Source organism: Methylomonas sp. BG-2 (assembly GCF_057766305.1).
Genome location: NZ_JBYMAP010000108.1, coordinates 1 through 14,470 on the forward strand (window position 1 = coordinate 1; position 14,470 = coordinate 14,470).

Genomic DNA, 14,470 nt, shown 5'->3' on the forward strand with positions numbered 1-14,470 from the left:
ACGCCGGAGCAACCCAGGTGCGCGGCTCAGCCCGCACTGGCAAGAACGGCAGTTACACTACGAGCGGCTGGCGGCGTTTCTCGACCATCCTTTATATCCCACGGCGCGCGCTAAATTGGGTCTTTCTCGGGACGATTTGGCTTTGTACGCTCCGGAATTCCAACGCCCGTTTCGGTTACGTTGGGTCGCGGTGGCCAAGGCTATTCATTTCGGGCCGCGGATTGCGGGAAGCCTGCAAGATTGCTGTCCCGGCTTTGCGGACGTCGGACTCGACCCTCGGTTGAGCGACAACTATGCGTTGTTGCCGGTTCACCCGTTGTTGACCCAGCGGATACTGGATACGCTGGTGGAAGCGAATGGACTGCAACACAAGCTGCTGCTGGCGCCCAAACCCCATCTGGAAGTCCTGCCGACCTTGTCGGTACGGACCTTGGCCGTGCAACGCCAGCCGGGGTTGCACATCAAATTGCCGATGGCCATCCGCACCTTGGGCGGCAAGAACCTCCGCACGATCAAGCCCAGCACCATCGCCGACGGCCATGCCGTGCAAAGCCTGTTGGGCCGGATAGCGGCGCAGGACGCCGACATTGCAGGCCGCTTGCTATTAACCGATGAAAGCATCGGCGCACATGTCAACCATCTGCCCGAGCTGGGTTACATTTTGCGCCGCTATCCGGCGGGACTCGAGCAAGCTAGCGTGTTACCGGTCGCCGGCCTGCTCGCGGCCACGCCGCATGGCGTATCGGTAGCCGAAGAACTGGCGCAAGCTTTTTTTGCCGGCGGGCTGGAGGATTTTCTCGTCGCCTATCTGGAGGCAACGCTACGCATCCACTTGGTTTTGTGGTTGCGTTACGGCATCGCGCTGGAATCCAACCAGCAAAACACCATGCTGGTACTGAGCACCAACGCGCCGGCTTTGCGGCTGTTACTCAAGGATAACGACGCGCCGCGCATCCATGGCGCCCGCCTTGCCGCCCGGTGGCCGTCACTGGCCGGTTTTGTCGACGGCTTGCAGGACCGCCGTATTGTCGTGGACGACGAATTGCCGCTGGCGCAAATGTTCACCACCATCACCTTGCAACTCAATATCGCGGTCCTGATCGAAGGCCTGGCCGAGCTTGGCCTGTTGAGCCGCGGCCAGCTCTACGCCTATGTGCGTGACAAAATCGCCGCGCTGCTGACCGAACTGGCCGGACAAGGCGAAGACACCGCGTTGGCCCGCCGCATCCTGCTGGAAGACGACCGGCAATACGTCAAATACCTATTGACCGCGGCCAGCCTGAAGCCTAAATCCGCGACCGGCGCCGCCGACGTCAATAAGTTCTACGGCAAGAGCGGGCCTAATTTCCTGAAGGCGAACGCATGACGGCAGCCGAACGCCGCATGGTGATGGTGGTCATGTTTTGCCACTTTATCGCGGCGTTCGCCGCGCTCGGCATGCCGCCATTCTTTGCGCTGATACTCAGCCAGTCGCTGCACAACAGCAACGCTTACCTGGTCGGCTGGTTTTACGTTGTTCCGTCGTTTTTCACGGCGCTATCCAGCCCCTGGTGGGGCATGTTTGCCGACCGGATCGGCAAAAAAATCTCATTATTACGCGCGCAACTGGGGCTGTCGGCGAGTTTCCTGCTGGCCGGCTATAGCAACAGCGCCACGCTGTTCGTGCTGGCGTTGGCTTTGCAGGGCATGCTGGGCGGCACGTTCGCCGCTTCCAATGCTTACCTGGCGACCGTGTCCAGCGGTCCCGCCCTGGCTCGCAGCCTGACCCTGATGCAAAGTTCCGCGCGCGCCGCGCTGGTGATTGCGCCCGCCGTGTTGGGGCTGTTCGCCGTGTCGGTGTCGCCGATAGAGCTTTACCGCTATCTGGCCCTGTTGCCGCTGATTGCGGCCTTGCTGTTGTGGCGATTGCCGGAACCGGCGAAAGCCGCGGACGACGGCGATCGGCCGAAATGCGCCACCGGCGGCCGGCCGCCGCTAGCGGCAAACAATATCTACGCGCTGCAATTTGCGTTTGTGTTCTCGACTGTCGCCACCTTCCCTTATTTCATCCCCTACGCCCAAGGTTTGGAATCGGTTTCGGTCGAACTGGCGGGCCTACTCTTCGGCCTTCCCCACCTGCTTTACCTGGCGACGGCCGGCGTCTTAAGCGGCCGTTTCGGGCAAGGGTTGTTGCCGGAGAGGTTGGCGGGGATGTTTCTGCTAATGGCCTTGGCGCTGTTCGGGCAGGCCCAGACTCAAAATCTGGCGGGTTTAATCCTGTGGCGGACGTTGATGGGCTTGGCCATGACCGGCGGCTTTGTCGTGCTGCATGCGCTGGTGGCGGTGCTGGTCGATGAAAACAATGCCGGACGCACCTTCGGTTGGCTGGAAAGCGGCTCCAAATGGGGCGCGGTCGCCGCCGGTCTGGCCGCCGGCGCCGTGGTCGAGGGTTTCGGTCCGCAGGCGCCTTTTTTACTCGGCGCCGGGATTATGACCGCCGCCGCTTGGCTGGCAATTTCAACCTGTTGCCGTTCCCGCGCCGAAAATATCTGATCCCTTGGAGAGCCTTCATGAGACATCAAGCACTGCAAACTTTTTACCAAACCTGCTCGGCCGAAGATCAAGCCGGCCAGCGCGGCCTGGAGACCTTGCTCAATTGCTATTGCCGCGAGGTCGCCGGTCCGGCCGGGCAAATCAGTATCGGCCCGCTGTTCGGCCAAGGCGATTGGCCCTTGGCGTTGCGCGCGGCGCTGGGGCAGGGCGGGGGCAAAGCCATGCATATCCTGCTACCGCACGGCGGGGCGCGGCTGGTAGCGGTTGTCGACCAAGCGTCGGCTACCGGCAACTACCGCTATCGCTCGCCCTTCTATCACAAATCGCCGGGACAAGCTTGGGCGCCCCTGGGCTGGCGCATGCTAGCGACCTTGCTGCTTCGCGATCTGGCCCGCCAAAATGATGTGCCGTTCAACGAAGAACTGCTGGAGCAAATCCGCGACAGCGTCGCGGTGACCGGCGCCATTCTCGCGGCGCCGCAATCGGCCGTCCCCCAAAACACCTTGGCCGCCTATCTTGGTTCCGAGCAATCCTTGGTTTACGGCCACCCGTTCCATCCGGCTCCAAAAAGCCGCCAAGGCTTCTCGGCCGACGATCTGCAACGCTACGCCCCGGAGTTGAACGCCCGCTTCCCGCTACATTATTTCGCAGTGCGCCTTGAACATTGGCTACAGCAATCGCTGCTGCCGGAATCCGCCGCTGCTTTGTTGGCCGCTCAAGCGCCCGCCGGTCTGGAAACGGACGATTTTGCCCTGCTGCCGACCCATCCCTGGCAAGCGCGTTATTTACTGTCCCGGCCGGCCGTACGGGCGGCCCTCGAACAGGACCGGCTGCGCGACCTGGGTCCTCAGGGACCGGCTTATTTCGCTACTTCGTCGATACGCACCTTGTTCCACCCGGACAATCCCTATTTTTACAAATGCTCCCTGCATGTCCGCATCACCAATTGCGTGCGCAAGAACGCCATTTACGAGCTGGACGGCGCGCTGCAAGTCACCCGCGTCATGCGGACCGTCGGGCCGCGGCTGGCGGCGCGATTCCCCGGCCTGCGGATACTGGAGGAACCCGCCTACGCGTCGGTACGGCTGGTTGGCGATGAAAGCCCCGCCGAGCGGGAAGCAGCGGAAGGTTTCGGCCTGATCCTGCGCCAGGGATTGGATCCGGCCGACACTGCCGCAACCACGCCGCTACTGGCCGGCTCCCTGTTCGGCAACCATACGCGGGGCCAAGCAAGGCTGAGGGACATTATCGGCCGGTTGGCGCGAAGACAAGCGTTGCCGTGGGATACGGTCGCCGAAGATTGGTTTTCGGCCTACGTCGAACAGCTGCTTCCGCCAGTGCTGCATGGTTTTTTCGATTACGGCATCGTATTCGAACCGCACTTGCAGAACGTGCTGGTCGGTTTGACCCACGACTGGCCCAGCCACGTCTGGCTGCGCGATTTCGAGGGCGTCAAGCTGGTTGCGGGACGGTTCAACGCCGTTCCGCTCGACGCTGTAGACGCAACCGTGCGGCAAGCGCTGTTTTACAGCGAAGATCAGGGCTGGAACCGTATCGCCTATTGCCTGCTGGTCAACAACTTCTGCGAGGCCGTAGCGCAATTGAGCGCCTTGCAGCCGTCGTTGGAACCGCGCTTGTGGCGTATCGTCGGCCACCAATTACGTTGCTATTTGGCTCAGCACGGCAACCCGAATGCGGCGCGGCGTGTGAATGCCCTGCTGGTGGGCGCGCCTTTCCCGGCCAAAGCCAACTTGATCAACCGCTTTTACAAACGCCCGGATCGCGAATCCACTTATATTCCATTGCCCAGCCCGTTGGCCTACCTGGGGGATGCGTGACATGAAGCAATCGCTGGCACGCGTGACGGAAGCGGTCCGGCTCGCCGGCACCGATGAGCCGCTGTGCGCCTATCTCTACGACTTGGCGGGATTGGACCGGCATGCCGCCGGGTTGGTCGCGACGCTGCCGGACAATTGCGAGCTATTTTATGCGGTCAAGGCGAATTCAGACTTGCCGATTCTGCGAACGCTGGCGCCGCATGTGCGCGGTTTCGAGGTTGCATCCGGTGGCGAACTAGACTGGGTGAGCCGCCATTTTCCGGGCGCTCCGCTGATTTTCGGCGGTCCTGGCAAACTGGATACCGAACTGGCCGCCGCGCTGGCGCAAGAGGTGGAATTGCTGCACGTGGAAAGCCTGGGCGAATTGCGCCGGCTGGCTTGGCTGGCCCGAAACATGAACCGGCGGGCCGATGTGCTGCTGCGTATCAATCTGGCGTTGGACGGGACGCCGGCCACCACCTTGACCATGGGCGGCCGGGCCACGCCGTTCGGTATCGATTCCGGCCAATTGCCGGAATGCCTGGCATGGCTGGCTCGGCATCCGGAAATCCGTTTTCACGGCTTTCATTTCCACCTGATGTCCCACCAATTAGACGCCCACGCCCACCTGGCCTTGCTTGCGCGCTATTTCCGGCAGGCCCGGCAATGGCGGGAGCAATTCGGACTCGCTATTAACCACCTCAACGTAGGCGGCGGCTTCGGCATCAATTACCGCGAACCCGACCGGCAATTCGACTGGCCGACTTTCTGCGCCGGTTTGACGGCATTGGTCGAGAGTGAAAACATGCGGGACTGGCGGATCCGCCTTGAACCGGGCCGCTACCTGACCGCGGCCTGCGGCTATTACGCGATGCAGGTACTGGACATCAAACAATGCTTCGGCCGCCATTTCGCGGTCGGACGCGGCGGCACCCACCATTTCCGCACCCCTTACGCCCAGGGCCACAGCCATCCGTTTTTCGTAGTACCCCGCGAGCACTGGCCTTATCCGTTTCCCCGGACCGGCGTCGAGCAAACCGAAATCACCGTGGTCGGCCAACTCTGCACGCCCAAGGACGTTTTAGCCACCGACGTGCCGGTCGAGCGGCTGCGGGTCGGCGATCTATTGGTGTTTATCTATGCCGGCGCTTATGCCTGGCATATATCCCACCACGATTTTCTGCGTCACCCGCCCCCTCGTCATATCTATCTATCGGCGCGGGAGTCGGTGCATGCTGCAAACCAATAAGCTGAAACAGGCACTGCGTAACGGCGAGACGGTATACGGTCTGCTGAATTCGGTGCCGTCGCCGTTGCTGGTGGAAATGCTGGGTTACGCCGGATACGATTTCGTGATCCTGGACCTGGAACACGTGAACACCAATCCGGAAACCCTGGAAAATATGATCCGGGCCGCGGAATGCGCGGGGCTTACCACCTTGGTCCGGGTGCCCGGCATGGATGCCGCCACGATGTTGCGCGCGTTGGACAGCGGTGCGCAAGGCATTGTCGTCCCTCATGTGCAAAGTCGCGCCGAAGCGGAAGCGGCCGTCAGCGCCAGCCGCTACCATCCGCTGGGCCAACGCGGCATCAGCGGTGGCCGAACCACCGGTTTTGGCCGCCTGGACTTGCCGAGCTATTTCGAACGGGCCAACGCCGAATTGCTGGTCGCGGTGATGATCGAAGACCGGGTCGGCGTGGAAAATATCGACGCGATCGTCTCGGTGCCGGGTATCGATCTGGTGCTGGAAGGGGCGATCGACCTGTCCCAATCCTACGGCGTACCTGGTCTGCCCCTGCATCCGGAGGTGCGGGCCGCGATCACGGCTATCGCCGATACCTGCCGCAAACACGACGTGCCGTTCTGTGCCGTGCCGCGTTTGCCCGAACAAGGGGAATATTGGCTTCAGCGCGGTGTTCACGCCTTCCTGCTGGGCGATGACCGGGGGGTTATCTTCCGGGCATTTAAGGCGCATTTGCAAAACGGCAAAAACCCGACATAAGGATGAGCCCCGTTTGTGGTTAAGCGTTTTTTTATCGGGGGGCCAGCCACAGACCCGCCGAATTGAAAATTTTTTTTGGAAGCATTGAACCTTAGCGTTGTTGCTGGCATTTACCTGCGAGCGGCACCGGTGCTCCGACCACCCCCTATTTCGGTAGCTGCGCCATGCCGCTCGGCTACACGGTCTATATTCCTTGTATACCGCAATCGCATCCGGCGGGAACTTAGTTTCCCGCCGGATGCTTCCATCGGATTTCAGCAACAGAGGATAGGTGCATGAGAATCAACACAGCGAAATATTGGGCATTCGCCGCGATCATCGCCGCCGCTTATCAGCCGGCGCAAGCCGCCGCGGTCAGTGACGCAATCGGCGATTATGTCGTCGGATACAACGGCAGCACGGCGGGCGATTTGGATGTGGTGTCGGCGTCGGTCAGTTACGATCCGGCGACCGAGGTTTTTCGATTGGATAGTACTTTCAATGCCGCCATCGGTTCGTCGCCGGGCGGTTTTTATGTTTGGGGCTTCAATCGCGGTGTCGGCACCGCGCGTTTCGAAGCCAACGGCTTAAACAATATTTTGTTCGATTCGGTGGTGCGATTGAACAACGACGGCACCGGCTTGGTAACGCTGATAGCACCGTCGTTCAGTACGACGAATCTCGCTCCAGGCTCGGTGACGATCACCGGCAATCATATGGTTGCCAAGATTGCCGCTGGCCTGTTGCCGTCGGCCGGTTTCGCACCGGAAAGTTTTACCTGGAACCTGTGGCCGCGCGACGGCGCGGTTACCGCAGGCTTCACTCAGATTTCCGATTTTGCCCCGGATACTTTCAACGTTGGGGTACAGGTCGTGCCTCTGCCGGGTGCGGCTTGGTTGTTCGGTTCGATGCTGGGTTTGTTGGGGTTGGTCCGCAACCGCCGCGCGGCTGGACGGTAGACTCGCCGGGCCCTTGCAATCGGGCCGGCGCCGGCCCGATTGCAAGGCTTTCCTAGCTGTCGTCCTGAATGATTGAAATCAACAGTTCGTTGAAGGTATGAATTGGAGAACCGGTCCCCACCGTATCCACGACGGTTGCCAACAGCCGGTTCACCACGCCGAGTAGCTTTTCCAAGATTTTGTGACCGCCGACCAGTTCGATGCCGTAGAGCATGAACTCCTCGGTGAAGTGATTGATCACTTTTAGCTTCAAATGCAGCGGACTGCCGAGCAAGCCGTGCGTCAACAAGGCATTGGTGTCGGCGCGTTGAATCGCATCTTTCAATGCGTGGAAGTGGGGATCCAGTTCGCGCCAAGCCCGCTTATAATCGTCGCGGAATTTGGGCAAAAAATACTGGTCCGCGCCGATCAAGTCGCCGAGCAGTTTTTGTAAGGTATCGACGAAGTGGAGTAGATTTTTCCTGTCGTCGTCGCTCACGCCGAATTCAAGTTTTTCCATGCCTTATCCAATGCCAGATTCCGCGCGCGGCTCATCAAGGCACCGACCCGCAAAGGTCCGCCGCCCGGCGCGGTTTCGGACGGCGACGGCCTCGATGATAGCAGAAAACCCCAACGCGACGACTGGCAGGGCGCGATGCGCGATACCGAAGATTCAGCCGCTGACAGTCGGTTGCCGCTTCGCACCGCCGGTCGCGGCTCAGGGCGTGACTTCGTAGTTGGAATACGCTTGCGACTTCAGTCGGTCTTCCAATACGGTCAGTTTCATAATGGGCTCGGCCAGTTCGTAGCAAGTTTCGACGCTGTCCTTCAACATCGCATAGCCTTCCGGATCGGCGATCGGTCGTTGCGATTGCCAGGCCTCGCGCCAAGCCGCTTCGTCCGGCCATTGCGCGTAGGCCACCCAACTGCCGTCGGCATCGCGGTGCAGTCGCGATCCCAGACTCCCATACATTTGATAGACGGCGTCGGTGACTTTCAGCCAGCCCTCGCGAAATTTCGCTTCGTATCCCGGTTTCACCCGCCAACGATATACGGCAATAAACATGGCTCTTCTCCTACTGTGTGTACGCGCCGACCCCAGGCCGGCACTCGATAACGTGTTACCACGCCTCCAGCACCACCACTTTCCACTCCCGGTTCGCCACCGGTTTCAGACCGACCCACGAGGCGATGCGCCGGCCGCTATACGCCGCCGAATTTTCATAATACCCCACCCCGCTACGCTGCCCGGCAATTTCTTCAGCCAATTGGCGCAGTTCCGGTAGCTGAGCATAGCGCTCTTCCCGAAACAGATTTAGCCCGATTTCGTTCGCGTCGGTATCGAACAAAATCAAACCGTCATCCTGGATGATCCAAATGGTCCGGCGGCTGTCTTGCAACTCCGCTTGCAGCAAGCCGCCAAGAAATTCGGCAGCCTTGATACGGCCGGAGACGAAGCCTATCGTCGCATTGCCGGCCTTGACCGGCACGACCAGCGTCACAGCCTGATAACCTTCCGGCGCCGGATGCACCTGGCTCAGTATCGGCTCGCCGCTTTGCAAGGCCATTCGGTTATGTTCCAGTTGCGAGGTGTCGGCGCCGATCGCGTGCCGGTAGCGGGCCGGCGCTACCGCCAGAATAGTGCCGGGCGCCCGGGTGGCGGCGGTACTTTCCAGACGCGGCAACTCCGTGATCAGTTTTTCCAAGCGAGGCGTGGCGCCGGCCAAGTCGGCATCGCTCCGAAATTGAGTCGCCGCCTGGACTAAGCCGTTCAGCAAATTTGCGAATTCGCCGCCAATACTATAGGCAATCCGGCTGGCGACGGTTAGATTGGTATTGGAAATCCGGGTTACATCGGCCAGCGCCTGCTCGGCGCGTTGAAACTGTTGCTTGGCCTGTTCGCCCTCGGCGACCGCCAGCTTGTGCGCTTGCTTGGCTTCGATGCCGAATTTCAAGGCCAGACCGGCGCCGACCACGATCGACAACATCACGGCGGCCGTCGCCGTCAGCATAACCTTGTTGCGGGCGATAAAGCGTTTCAGCAGCTCGGCGCGGGTATAGGCGTAAGCATTGACCAGACGACCGTCGCGAAACGCCCGCAATTCGTCGGCCAACGCGCCGGCATCCTTGAAGCGCTTGGTCTTGTCCTTGGCTAGCGCGTGATCGCAGATCGCGATCAATTCGGCGGGCGCCGCCAACTTCGGATTCCGGGCGGTCGGCATGGCTTGGTCGGAAGCCAGATCGGCCAGAATCCGATCCATGCCGCCTTGTAGCGGCGGCCGGCCGTTCAGCAAGTAAAACAAAATGCAGCCCAGCGCGAATACGTCGGTGCGGGCGTCGATGCCGCCAAAACGCGGATCGGCTTGTTCCGGCGCCATATAAGCCGGCGTCCCCAGAATATCACCGAGCCGGGTCAGATCTTCCGCATCGGTGTTGGTTGGATGGCGAGCCGGGAGCGGCAACGGCGCGGCCGACTCAGTTTCGCTTTCCACCTTGGCCAAGCCCCAGTCCAGCACGATGGTCTCGCCGAATTGGCCTAGCACCACGTTACCGGGCTTCAGGTCGCGATGCACCACGCCTTTGGCATGGGCATAGGCCATCGCCTCGCATACGTCGATCAGCCGGTCCAGCAGGGCCAAACGCTTGGACAGCGCGTGTTCGGGCAACGGATCGGCGTTGCACTCCTTCAGCGCCTGGGCCAGCGTGTCGCCGCGCACCAGCCGCATCACGTAGTACGGCGCGCCGCTGGCTTTGACGCCCAAGTCGTAGACCGGCACGATGCCGGGATGCTCCAACCGGCCGGTGATGCGCGCCTCCCGCAGAAAGCGGCTGCTGAGTTCGTGGTCTTCGTTGGCGGCCTGGTCCAGCATTTCCTTGATTGCCACTTCCCGGCCGATACGCTCGTCGAAGCCCAACAACACCTGGCCAACTCCACCGGCCCCGACCGCGCCGCGTAACGAATAACCGCCGCCATAGGCCGCGTCGGTCGCCCGAGCGTCCGGCAACGGACGCGGGTAAGGCCGCGGCTTCAGCAGCGTCGCATCGTCTTGCGGGAGTATGCGGGTCAGGTCGTCGTCGGGCGTCATCGGCTAACCGTGGGAACAAACAGCTGCGCCAAGTATAGGCCGCTATCCGCGGCGGAGCCGATCGCGCGGATTAAGTCGGCGGCGGTTTGCGGTCGGCGTGGCCGAGATCGCGGTCCGGGTCGATTTGGTCGCGGACGCGTTGCTTGAGTTCGGTGATGTCCGGGAAGCGGCCTTCAGCCTTGCGCGACCAGACCAACACGCCGTCGGCATGCACCTCGAAAATGCCGCCGCTGCCGGGCTGCAAGGCCAGCTCGGTAAGGTCGCCGTCGAACGTGGTCAGTAGTTCCTGCGCCATCCAGGCCGCGCGCAACAGCCAACGGCATTGGGTACAGTAGCGGATTTCGTGCGGTGGCTCATAGACTTTCGCGCAGGCGTTGGTAGATGCCGCCGAAACTGCCGTTGCTCATCAGCAGCACGTGGCAAACGCCGCCGGCTTCGGCACGGATGGTGTCTATGATGGCGTCCAGGCTGTTGCAAATCTCGATGTTGTTGGCGTATTTCAGCAATTGGCTCAAGTCCCAGCCCAATCCGTCCGGCTGAAAGATGATGGCGCGGTCGGCCTGGCCCAGCGATTCGGCCAGCGACTGGGTATGCACGCCCAAGCGCATCGTATTCGAGCGCGGTTCGACGATGGCCAGGATTTTATCGCTGCCGACCTGTTTGCGCAGGCCGTCCAGCGTGGTTTGGATCGCGGTCGGGTGGTGGGCGAAGTCGTCGTAAACGGTGACGCCGGCTTTCTTGACGATGACTTCCATCCGCCGCTTGACGTTCTGGAAATGCGCCAACGCGGCGATGGCGTCGGCCGGCGTGACGCCGACATGGCGGGCGGCGGCAATCGCCGACAAGGCGTTGTAGACGTTGTGCCGGCCGGTCAGCGCCCATGCCACGGTGCCTTGGTTTTCGCCTTCGAAATGGATCGCGAAACGGCTGCCGTCGCCGGCCAGCAATTGCGCTTGCCACGGCGCCGGGGCATCGATCGCGGTCAGTTGCACCGGGCTCCAGCAGCCCATCGCCAATACCTCGGCGATGTGTTTTTCACAGTCGGGCGTGATGATCAAACCCTGGCCGGGGATGGTTCTGACCAAATGGTGGAATTGCTTTTTGATGGCGTCCAGATTTTCGAAGATGTCGGCGTGGTCGTATTCCAGGTTGTTCAGGATCGCGGTGCGCGGCCGGTAATGCACGAATTTCGAGCGTTTGTCGAAAAAGGCGCAGTCGTATTCGTCGGCCTCGATGACGAAGAAGTCGGATTCGCCCAGTCGGGCCGAGATGCCGAAATTCAGCGGAATGCCGCCGATCAGAAAGCCCGGTTTGAAACCGTTGAATTCCAGTATCCAGCTGAGCATGCTGGTGGTGGTGGTCTTGCCGTGGGTACCGGCGACCGCCAACACCCATTTGTGCTGCAGCACGTGTTCGGCCAGCCATTGTGGACCGGAGATATAGGGCAGACCCCGGTTCAACACCGCTTCGACTTCCGGATTGCCGCGCGACATCGCGTTGCCGACCACGACCAGGTCGGGTTTCACGTCCAGATTTTCGGCCTTATAGCCGTTCATCAACTTGATGCCTTGTTGCTCGAGCTGAGTGCTCATCGGCGGGTAGACGTTCTGGTCGGAGCCGCTGACGGTATAACCGAGTTCGCGGGCGATCAGGGCCAGGCCGCCCATGAAGGTACCGCAGATGCCGAGGATGTGGATATGCAAAGGTTTATCGTTGGTCATGTTGCTGGTTTATTTGCCTGCTTCCTTGGGGGCCTCGCCTTCGGGCTTGGCGTCGCCTTCGGGCTTGGCTTCGGTTTCGGATGGGGTTTCTTTGCCTTTGGCGCCGGCGGCTTCCAGCAGCTTGACGATGGCTTCGCGGCCCAATTTCTTGGCTTTGTCGAGGATTTTGACATTCTGGCCGTCGGCGGCATTGACGTTGGCGCCGGCCGCGATCAGCACGCCGACCACGTCGGCGCTGCCGAACATCACCGCATCGCTCAGCGCGGTGGCGCCGGTTTTGTCGGCGGCATTCACGTCGGCGCCGTAGGCCAGCAGCGCTTTGACCACCCGCAGGTTACCGTTGAAGCTGGCCGCCATCAGCGCGGTTCGGTCCTGCTCGATCTTGGCGTTGACATCCTGGCCCTGGGCCAGCAAAGCCTCGACCCGCTCCGGCTTGCCGGCCGCCGCCGCCGCGAACAGCTCCTTGCCGCCCTCGGCGCCGGCGGTCACTGAAATCGTCAGCAGCGCCAGCGCCGCGAATCGGGTCGTGAACATTCGGATTGCTTGCTTGCGTTTGCTTATCAGTTGGGTTGAAATAACCACCATAACGATTGACATCATCTATCAATGAGCGAAAAAAACAAAGTTTTAGTTGAGGCCCAGCCTTACTACATCGAGGCCCAGTCTTCGCCCGAAGACAACCGCTACGTGTTCGCCTATACCGTGACGATTACCAACGTCGGTTCCAGCGCCGCCAAGCTGCTGACCCGGCATTGGCTGATTACCGACGCCAACGGCAAGGTGCAGGAAGTCAACGGCGAAGGCGTGGTCGGCGAGCATCCGCATCTGAACCCCGGCGATTCGTTCCGCTACACCAGCGCGGCGATGATCGAAACCCCGGTCGGCGTGATGCAGGGCAAATACCAGATGCAGGCCGACAACGGCGAAAGCTTCAACGCGAACATACCTAAGTTTACCTTGTCGATTCCCCGCACTCTGCATTAATGGCGACCTACGCAATAGGCGACATTCAAGGGTGTTACGACGACCTGCGCCGCCTGCTGGACCGGGTGGACTTCGATCCGGGCCGGGACAGGCTGTGGCTGGCCGGCGATCTGGTGAACCGGGGACCGAAGTCGCTGGAAACCCTGCGCTTCGTCAAGAGCTTGGGCGACGCGGCGGTTTGCGTGCTCGGCAATCACGATCTGCATCTGATCGCGACCGTGGTGGCGCTGGGCAAGTCCAGCAAGAAAGACACGCTGGGCGCCATCCTGCGAGCCGCCGACTGCGACGAACTGATAGCCTGGCTGCGCCATCGTAAATTATTTCATTACGACGACGACTATTGCATGCTGCACGCCGGCCTGCCGCCGCAATGGGACTTCGAACTGACCCGGCAAATGGCGCTGGAAACCGAGCAGGCGATGCAAAGCCCGGACTACGAGCGCTTCTTTCGCGCGATGTACGGCAATAAACCGGCGGTCTGGCAGGACGATCTCAGCCATTCCGAGAAACTGCGGTTTGCGATCAACTGTTTCAGCCGACTTCGCTATTGTAGCGCCGACGGCGTGCTGGATTTCTCGCAAAAAGGCCCGCTCGGCAGCCAGCCCGCGCATTTGCTGCCCTGGTTCGCGGTGCCCGGCCGGCGCAGCCTGAATCTGCGCATCATCTTCGGCCATTGGTCGACGCTGGGCTATTACCATGGCTACAACTGCTACGGCATCGACACCGGGTGCCTGTGGGGTGGCCAATTGACCGCGCTGGAGTTATCGGACCCGCCGCGCCGCCATCAAGTCGAGTGTCAGGCCGCCAGCGATCCGCTGGCCGTTTGAAGCCCTGAACTTTAGCGGCCTTTGCGTATCCATTTCGACGCCGCCGTGAAAGCGCGCATTCATTCACCCATTCGAGAGTCCAACCGATGATTAAACCCCTATTGATGCTGGCCGCGCTGGTTTTGCCGTTCTCCGCTTCCGCCTACCCCGGCGAAAACGATTACGGTCAACCGACCGACCACAAGCTCGAGCACTTGAGCAATATGCTGCAACTGACGCCCGAGCAAAAAACCAAGCTGGAAGCTATTTTCAACGAGCAACACGCCAAATTCCGGGCGATCCACGAAGAGTCGCACGCCCGAATCAAGGAAGTGCTGACCCCGGAACAGATGCAAAAAATGGATGCGATGCGCAAGGAACATCAGGAAAAGCGCCAAGCCCGCAAGTTATCCCAACCCTAATCCCGAACGCTGGCCGGGCGGCCGAGCTCGGTCGGCCTGATTCGGCGAACGCCTAAAACCGATCTTCCTCGATGACTTTTTCCCCGTCCACCGTCGCTATCGTCGGCGCCGGTCCGGCCGGCTTGATGGCCGCCGAAGTGTTGAGCCAAGCCGGCTTCGCTGTCACGGTCTTCGACGCAATG

16 protein-coding genes are annotated in these 14,470 nt (G+C 61.1%); 10 read left to right on the forward strand and 6 right to left on the reverse strand.

Annotated features, from left to right (window positions below):
* The 6 genes from AC3B8H_RS11875 to AC3B8H_RS11900 form a co-directional block, all read left to right on the forward strand.
* On the forward strand, positions 1-1,366 hold a 1,366-nt coding region (locus AC3B8H_RS11875; protein WP_488441786.1), incomplete at its 5' end, for an IucA/IucC family protein.
* Positions 1,363-2,532, forward strand: coding sequence for an MFS transporter (locus tag AC3B8H_RS11880; RefSeq protein WP_488441787.1), 1,170 nt, complete (start codon positions 1,363-1,365; stop codon positions 2,530-2,532). The genes AC3B8H_RS11875 and AC3B8H_RS11880, both read left to right, overlap by 4 nt.
* A 17-nt stretch (positions 2,533-2,549) precedes the next feature.
* On the forward strand, positions 2,550-4,370 hold the full coding sequence (locus AC3B8H_RS11885; protein ID WP_488441788.1) for an IucA/IucC family protein: 1,821 nt from the start codon (positions 2,550-2,552) through the stop codon (positions 4,368-4,370).
* A gap of 1 nt (position 4,371) precedes the next feature.
* Complete coding sequence (locus tag AC3B8H_RS11890; RefSeq protein WP_488441789.1) at positions 4,372-5,598, forward strand: type III PLP-dependent enzyme; 1,227 nt, start codon at positions 4,372-4,374, stop codon at positions 5,596-5,598.
* Entirely contained in the window at positions 5,582-6,352 is a 771-nt protein-coding gene (locus tag AC3B8H_RS11895; protein ID WP_488441790.1) for an HpcH/HpaI aldolase family protein, read from the forward strand. The genes AC3B8H_RS11890 and AC3B8H_RS11895 overlap by 17 nt, the downstream gene beginning before the upstream one ends.
* 275 nt (positions 6,353-6,627) lie before the next feature.
* A complete protein-coding gene (locus AC3B8H_RS11900; protein ID WP_488441791.1) occupies positions 6,628-7,290 on the forward strand; it encodes a hypothetical protein in 663 nt (220 codons plus the stop codon).
* Positions 7,291-7,342: 52 nt separating this feature from the next.
* Here AC3B8H_RS11900 and AC3B8H_RS11905 read toward each other — a convergent pair whose 3' ends face one another.
* From AC3B8H_RS11905 to AC3B8H_RS11930, 6 genes are all read right to left on the reverse strand, one after another.
* Complete coding sequence (locus AC3B8H_RS11905; protein ID WP_488441792.1) at positions 7,343-7,789, reverse strand: hypothetical protein; 447 nt, start codon at positions 7,787-7,789, stop codon at positions 7,343-7,345.
* Between the two features lie 198 nt (positions 7,790-7,987).
* The gene (locus AC3B8H_RS11910) at positions 7,988-8,335 is read right to left on the reverse strand and encodes an antibiotic biosynthesis monooxygenase family protein (RefSeq protein ID WP_488441793.1); all 348 of its coding nucleotides are present in this window, start codon (positions 8,333-8,335) and stop codon (positions 7,988-7,990) included.
* A gap of 55 nt (positions 8,336-8,390) precedes the next feature.
* Positions 8,391-10,355 carry a serine/threonine protein kinase gene (locus AC3B8H_RS11915; protein ID WP_488441794.1) on the reverse strand — a complete coding sequence of 655 codons (1,965 nt, stop codon included), beginning with the start codon at positions 10,353-10,355 and terminating at the stop codon, positions 8,391-8,393.
* 70 nt (positions 10,356-10,425) lie between these two features.
* Complete coding sequence (locus AC3B8H_RS11920) at positions 10,426-10,695, reverse strand: Rdx family protein (RefSeq protein WP_488441798.1); 270 nt, start codon at positions 10,693-10,695, stop codon at positions 10,426-10,428.
* A 13-nt stretch (positions 10,696-10,708) separates the two neighbouring features.
* Positions 10,709-12,058 carry a UDP-N-acetylmuramate:L-alanyl-gamma-D-glutamyl-meso-diaminopimelate ligase gene (gene mpl, locus AC3B8H_RS11925; protein ID WP_488441799.1) on the reverse strand — a complete coding sequence of 450 codons (1,350 nt, stop codon included), beginning with the start codon at positions 12,056-12,058 and terminating at the stop codon, positions 10,709-10,711.
* A gap of 27 nt (positions 12,059-12,085) precedes the next feature.
* Positions 12,086-12,610 (reverse strand): ankyrin repeat domain-containing protein, encoded by a 525-nt coding sequence (locus tag AC3B8H_RS11930; protein WP_488441795.1) that lies wholly within the window; start codon positions 12,608-12,610, stop codon positions 12,086-12,088.
* A 72-nt stretch (positions 12,611-12,682) separates the two neighbouring features.
* Between AC3B8H_RS11930 and apaG the strand changes: the two genes are divergently transcribed.
* From apaG to AC3B8H_RS11950, 4 genes are all read left to right on the forward strand, one after another.
* The gene (apaG, locus tag AC3B8H_RS11935; protein ID WP_064026361.1) at positions 12,683-13,060 is read left to right on the forward strand and encodes a Co2+/Mg2+ efflux protein ApaG; all 378 of its coding nucleotides are present in this window, start codon (positions 12,683-12,685) and stop codon (positions 13,058-13,060) included.
* Complete coding sequence (locus tag AC3B8H_RS11940; RefSeq protein ID WP_488441796.1) at positions 13,060-13,887, forward strand: symmetrical bis(5'-nucleosyl)-tetraphosphatase; 828 nt, start codon at positions 13,060-13,062, stop codon at positions 13,885-13,887. Before apaG ends, AC3B8H_RS11940 begins: the two co-directional genes overlap by 1 nt.
* 86 nt (positions 13,888-13,973) lie before the next feature.
* Entirely contained in the window at positions 13,974-14,288 is a 315-nt protein-coding gene (locus AC3B8H_RS11945) for a periplasmic heavy metal sensor (protein WP_488441797.1), read from the forward strand.
* Positions 14,289-14,359: 71 nt separating this feature from the next.
* The coding region (locus AC3B8H_RS11950) for an FAD-dependent monooxygenase (RefSeq protein ID WP_488441800.1) at positions 14,360-14,470 on the forward strand (111 nt) is incomplete at its 3' end.

Excerpts from the sequence above, each read along its gene's own strand:
- AC3B8H_RS11910 (WP_488441793.1), bottom strand. The coding sequence starts at position 8,335 with ATGTTTATTGCCGTATATCGTTGGCGGGTGAAACCGGGATACGAAGCG.
- AC3B8H_RS11945 (WP_488441797.1), top strand. The coding sequence starts at position 13,974 with ATGATTAAACCCCTATTGATGCTGGCCGCGCTGGTTTTGCCGTTCTCC.
- AC3B8H_RS11905 (WP_488441792.1), bottom strand. The coding sequence starts at position 7,789 with ATGGAAAAACTTGAATTCGGCGTGAGCGACGACGACAGGAAAAATCTA.
- AC3B8H_RS11880 (WP_488441787.1), top strand. The coding sequence starts at position 1,363 with ATGACGGCAGCCGAACGCCGCATGGTGATGGTGGTCATGTTTTGCCAC.
- AC3B8H_RS11895 (WP_488441790.1), top strand. The coding sequence starts at position 5,582 with ATGCTGCAAACCAATAAGCTGAAACAGGCACTGCGTAACGGCGAGACG.
- AC3B8H_RS11900 (WP_488441791.1), top strand. The coding sequence starts at position 6,628 with ATGAGAATCAACACAGCGAAATATTGGGCATTCGCCGCGATCATCGCC.
- AC3B8H_RS11930 (WP_488441795.1), bottom strand. The coding sequence starts at position 12,610 with ATGTTCACGACCCGATTCGCGGCGCTGGCGCTGCTGACGATTTCAGTG.
- AC3B8H_RS11890 (WP_488441789.1), top strand. The coding sequence starts at position 4,372 with ATGAAGCAATCGCTGGCACGCGTGACGGAAGCGGTCCGGCTCGCCGGC.
- AC3B8H_RS11940 (WP_488441796.1), top strand. The coding sequence starts at position 13,060 with ATGGCGACCTACGCAATAGGCGACATTCAAGGGTGTTACGACGACCTG.
- AC3B8H_RS11915 (WP_488441794.1), bottom strand. The coding sequence starts at position 10,355 with ATGACGCCCGACGACGACCTGACCCGCATACTCCCGCAAGACGATGCG.
- AC3B8H_RS11885 (WP_488441788.1), top strand. The coding sequence starts at position 2,550 with ATGAGACATCAAGCACTGCAAACTTTTTACCAAACCTGCTCGGCCGAA.
- apaG (WP_064026361.1), top strand. The coding sequence starts at position 12,683 with ATGAGCGAAAAAAACAAAGTTTTAGTTGAGGCCCAGCCTTACTACATC.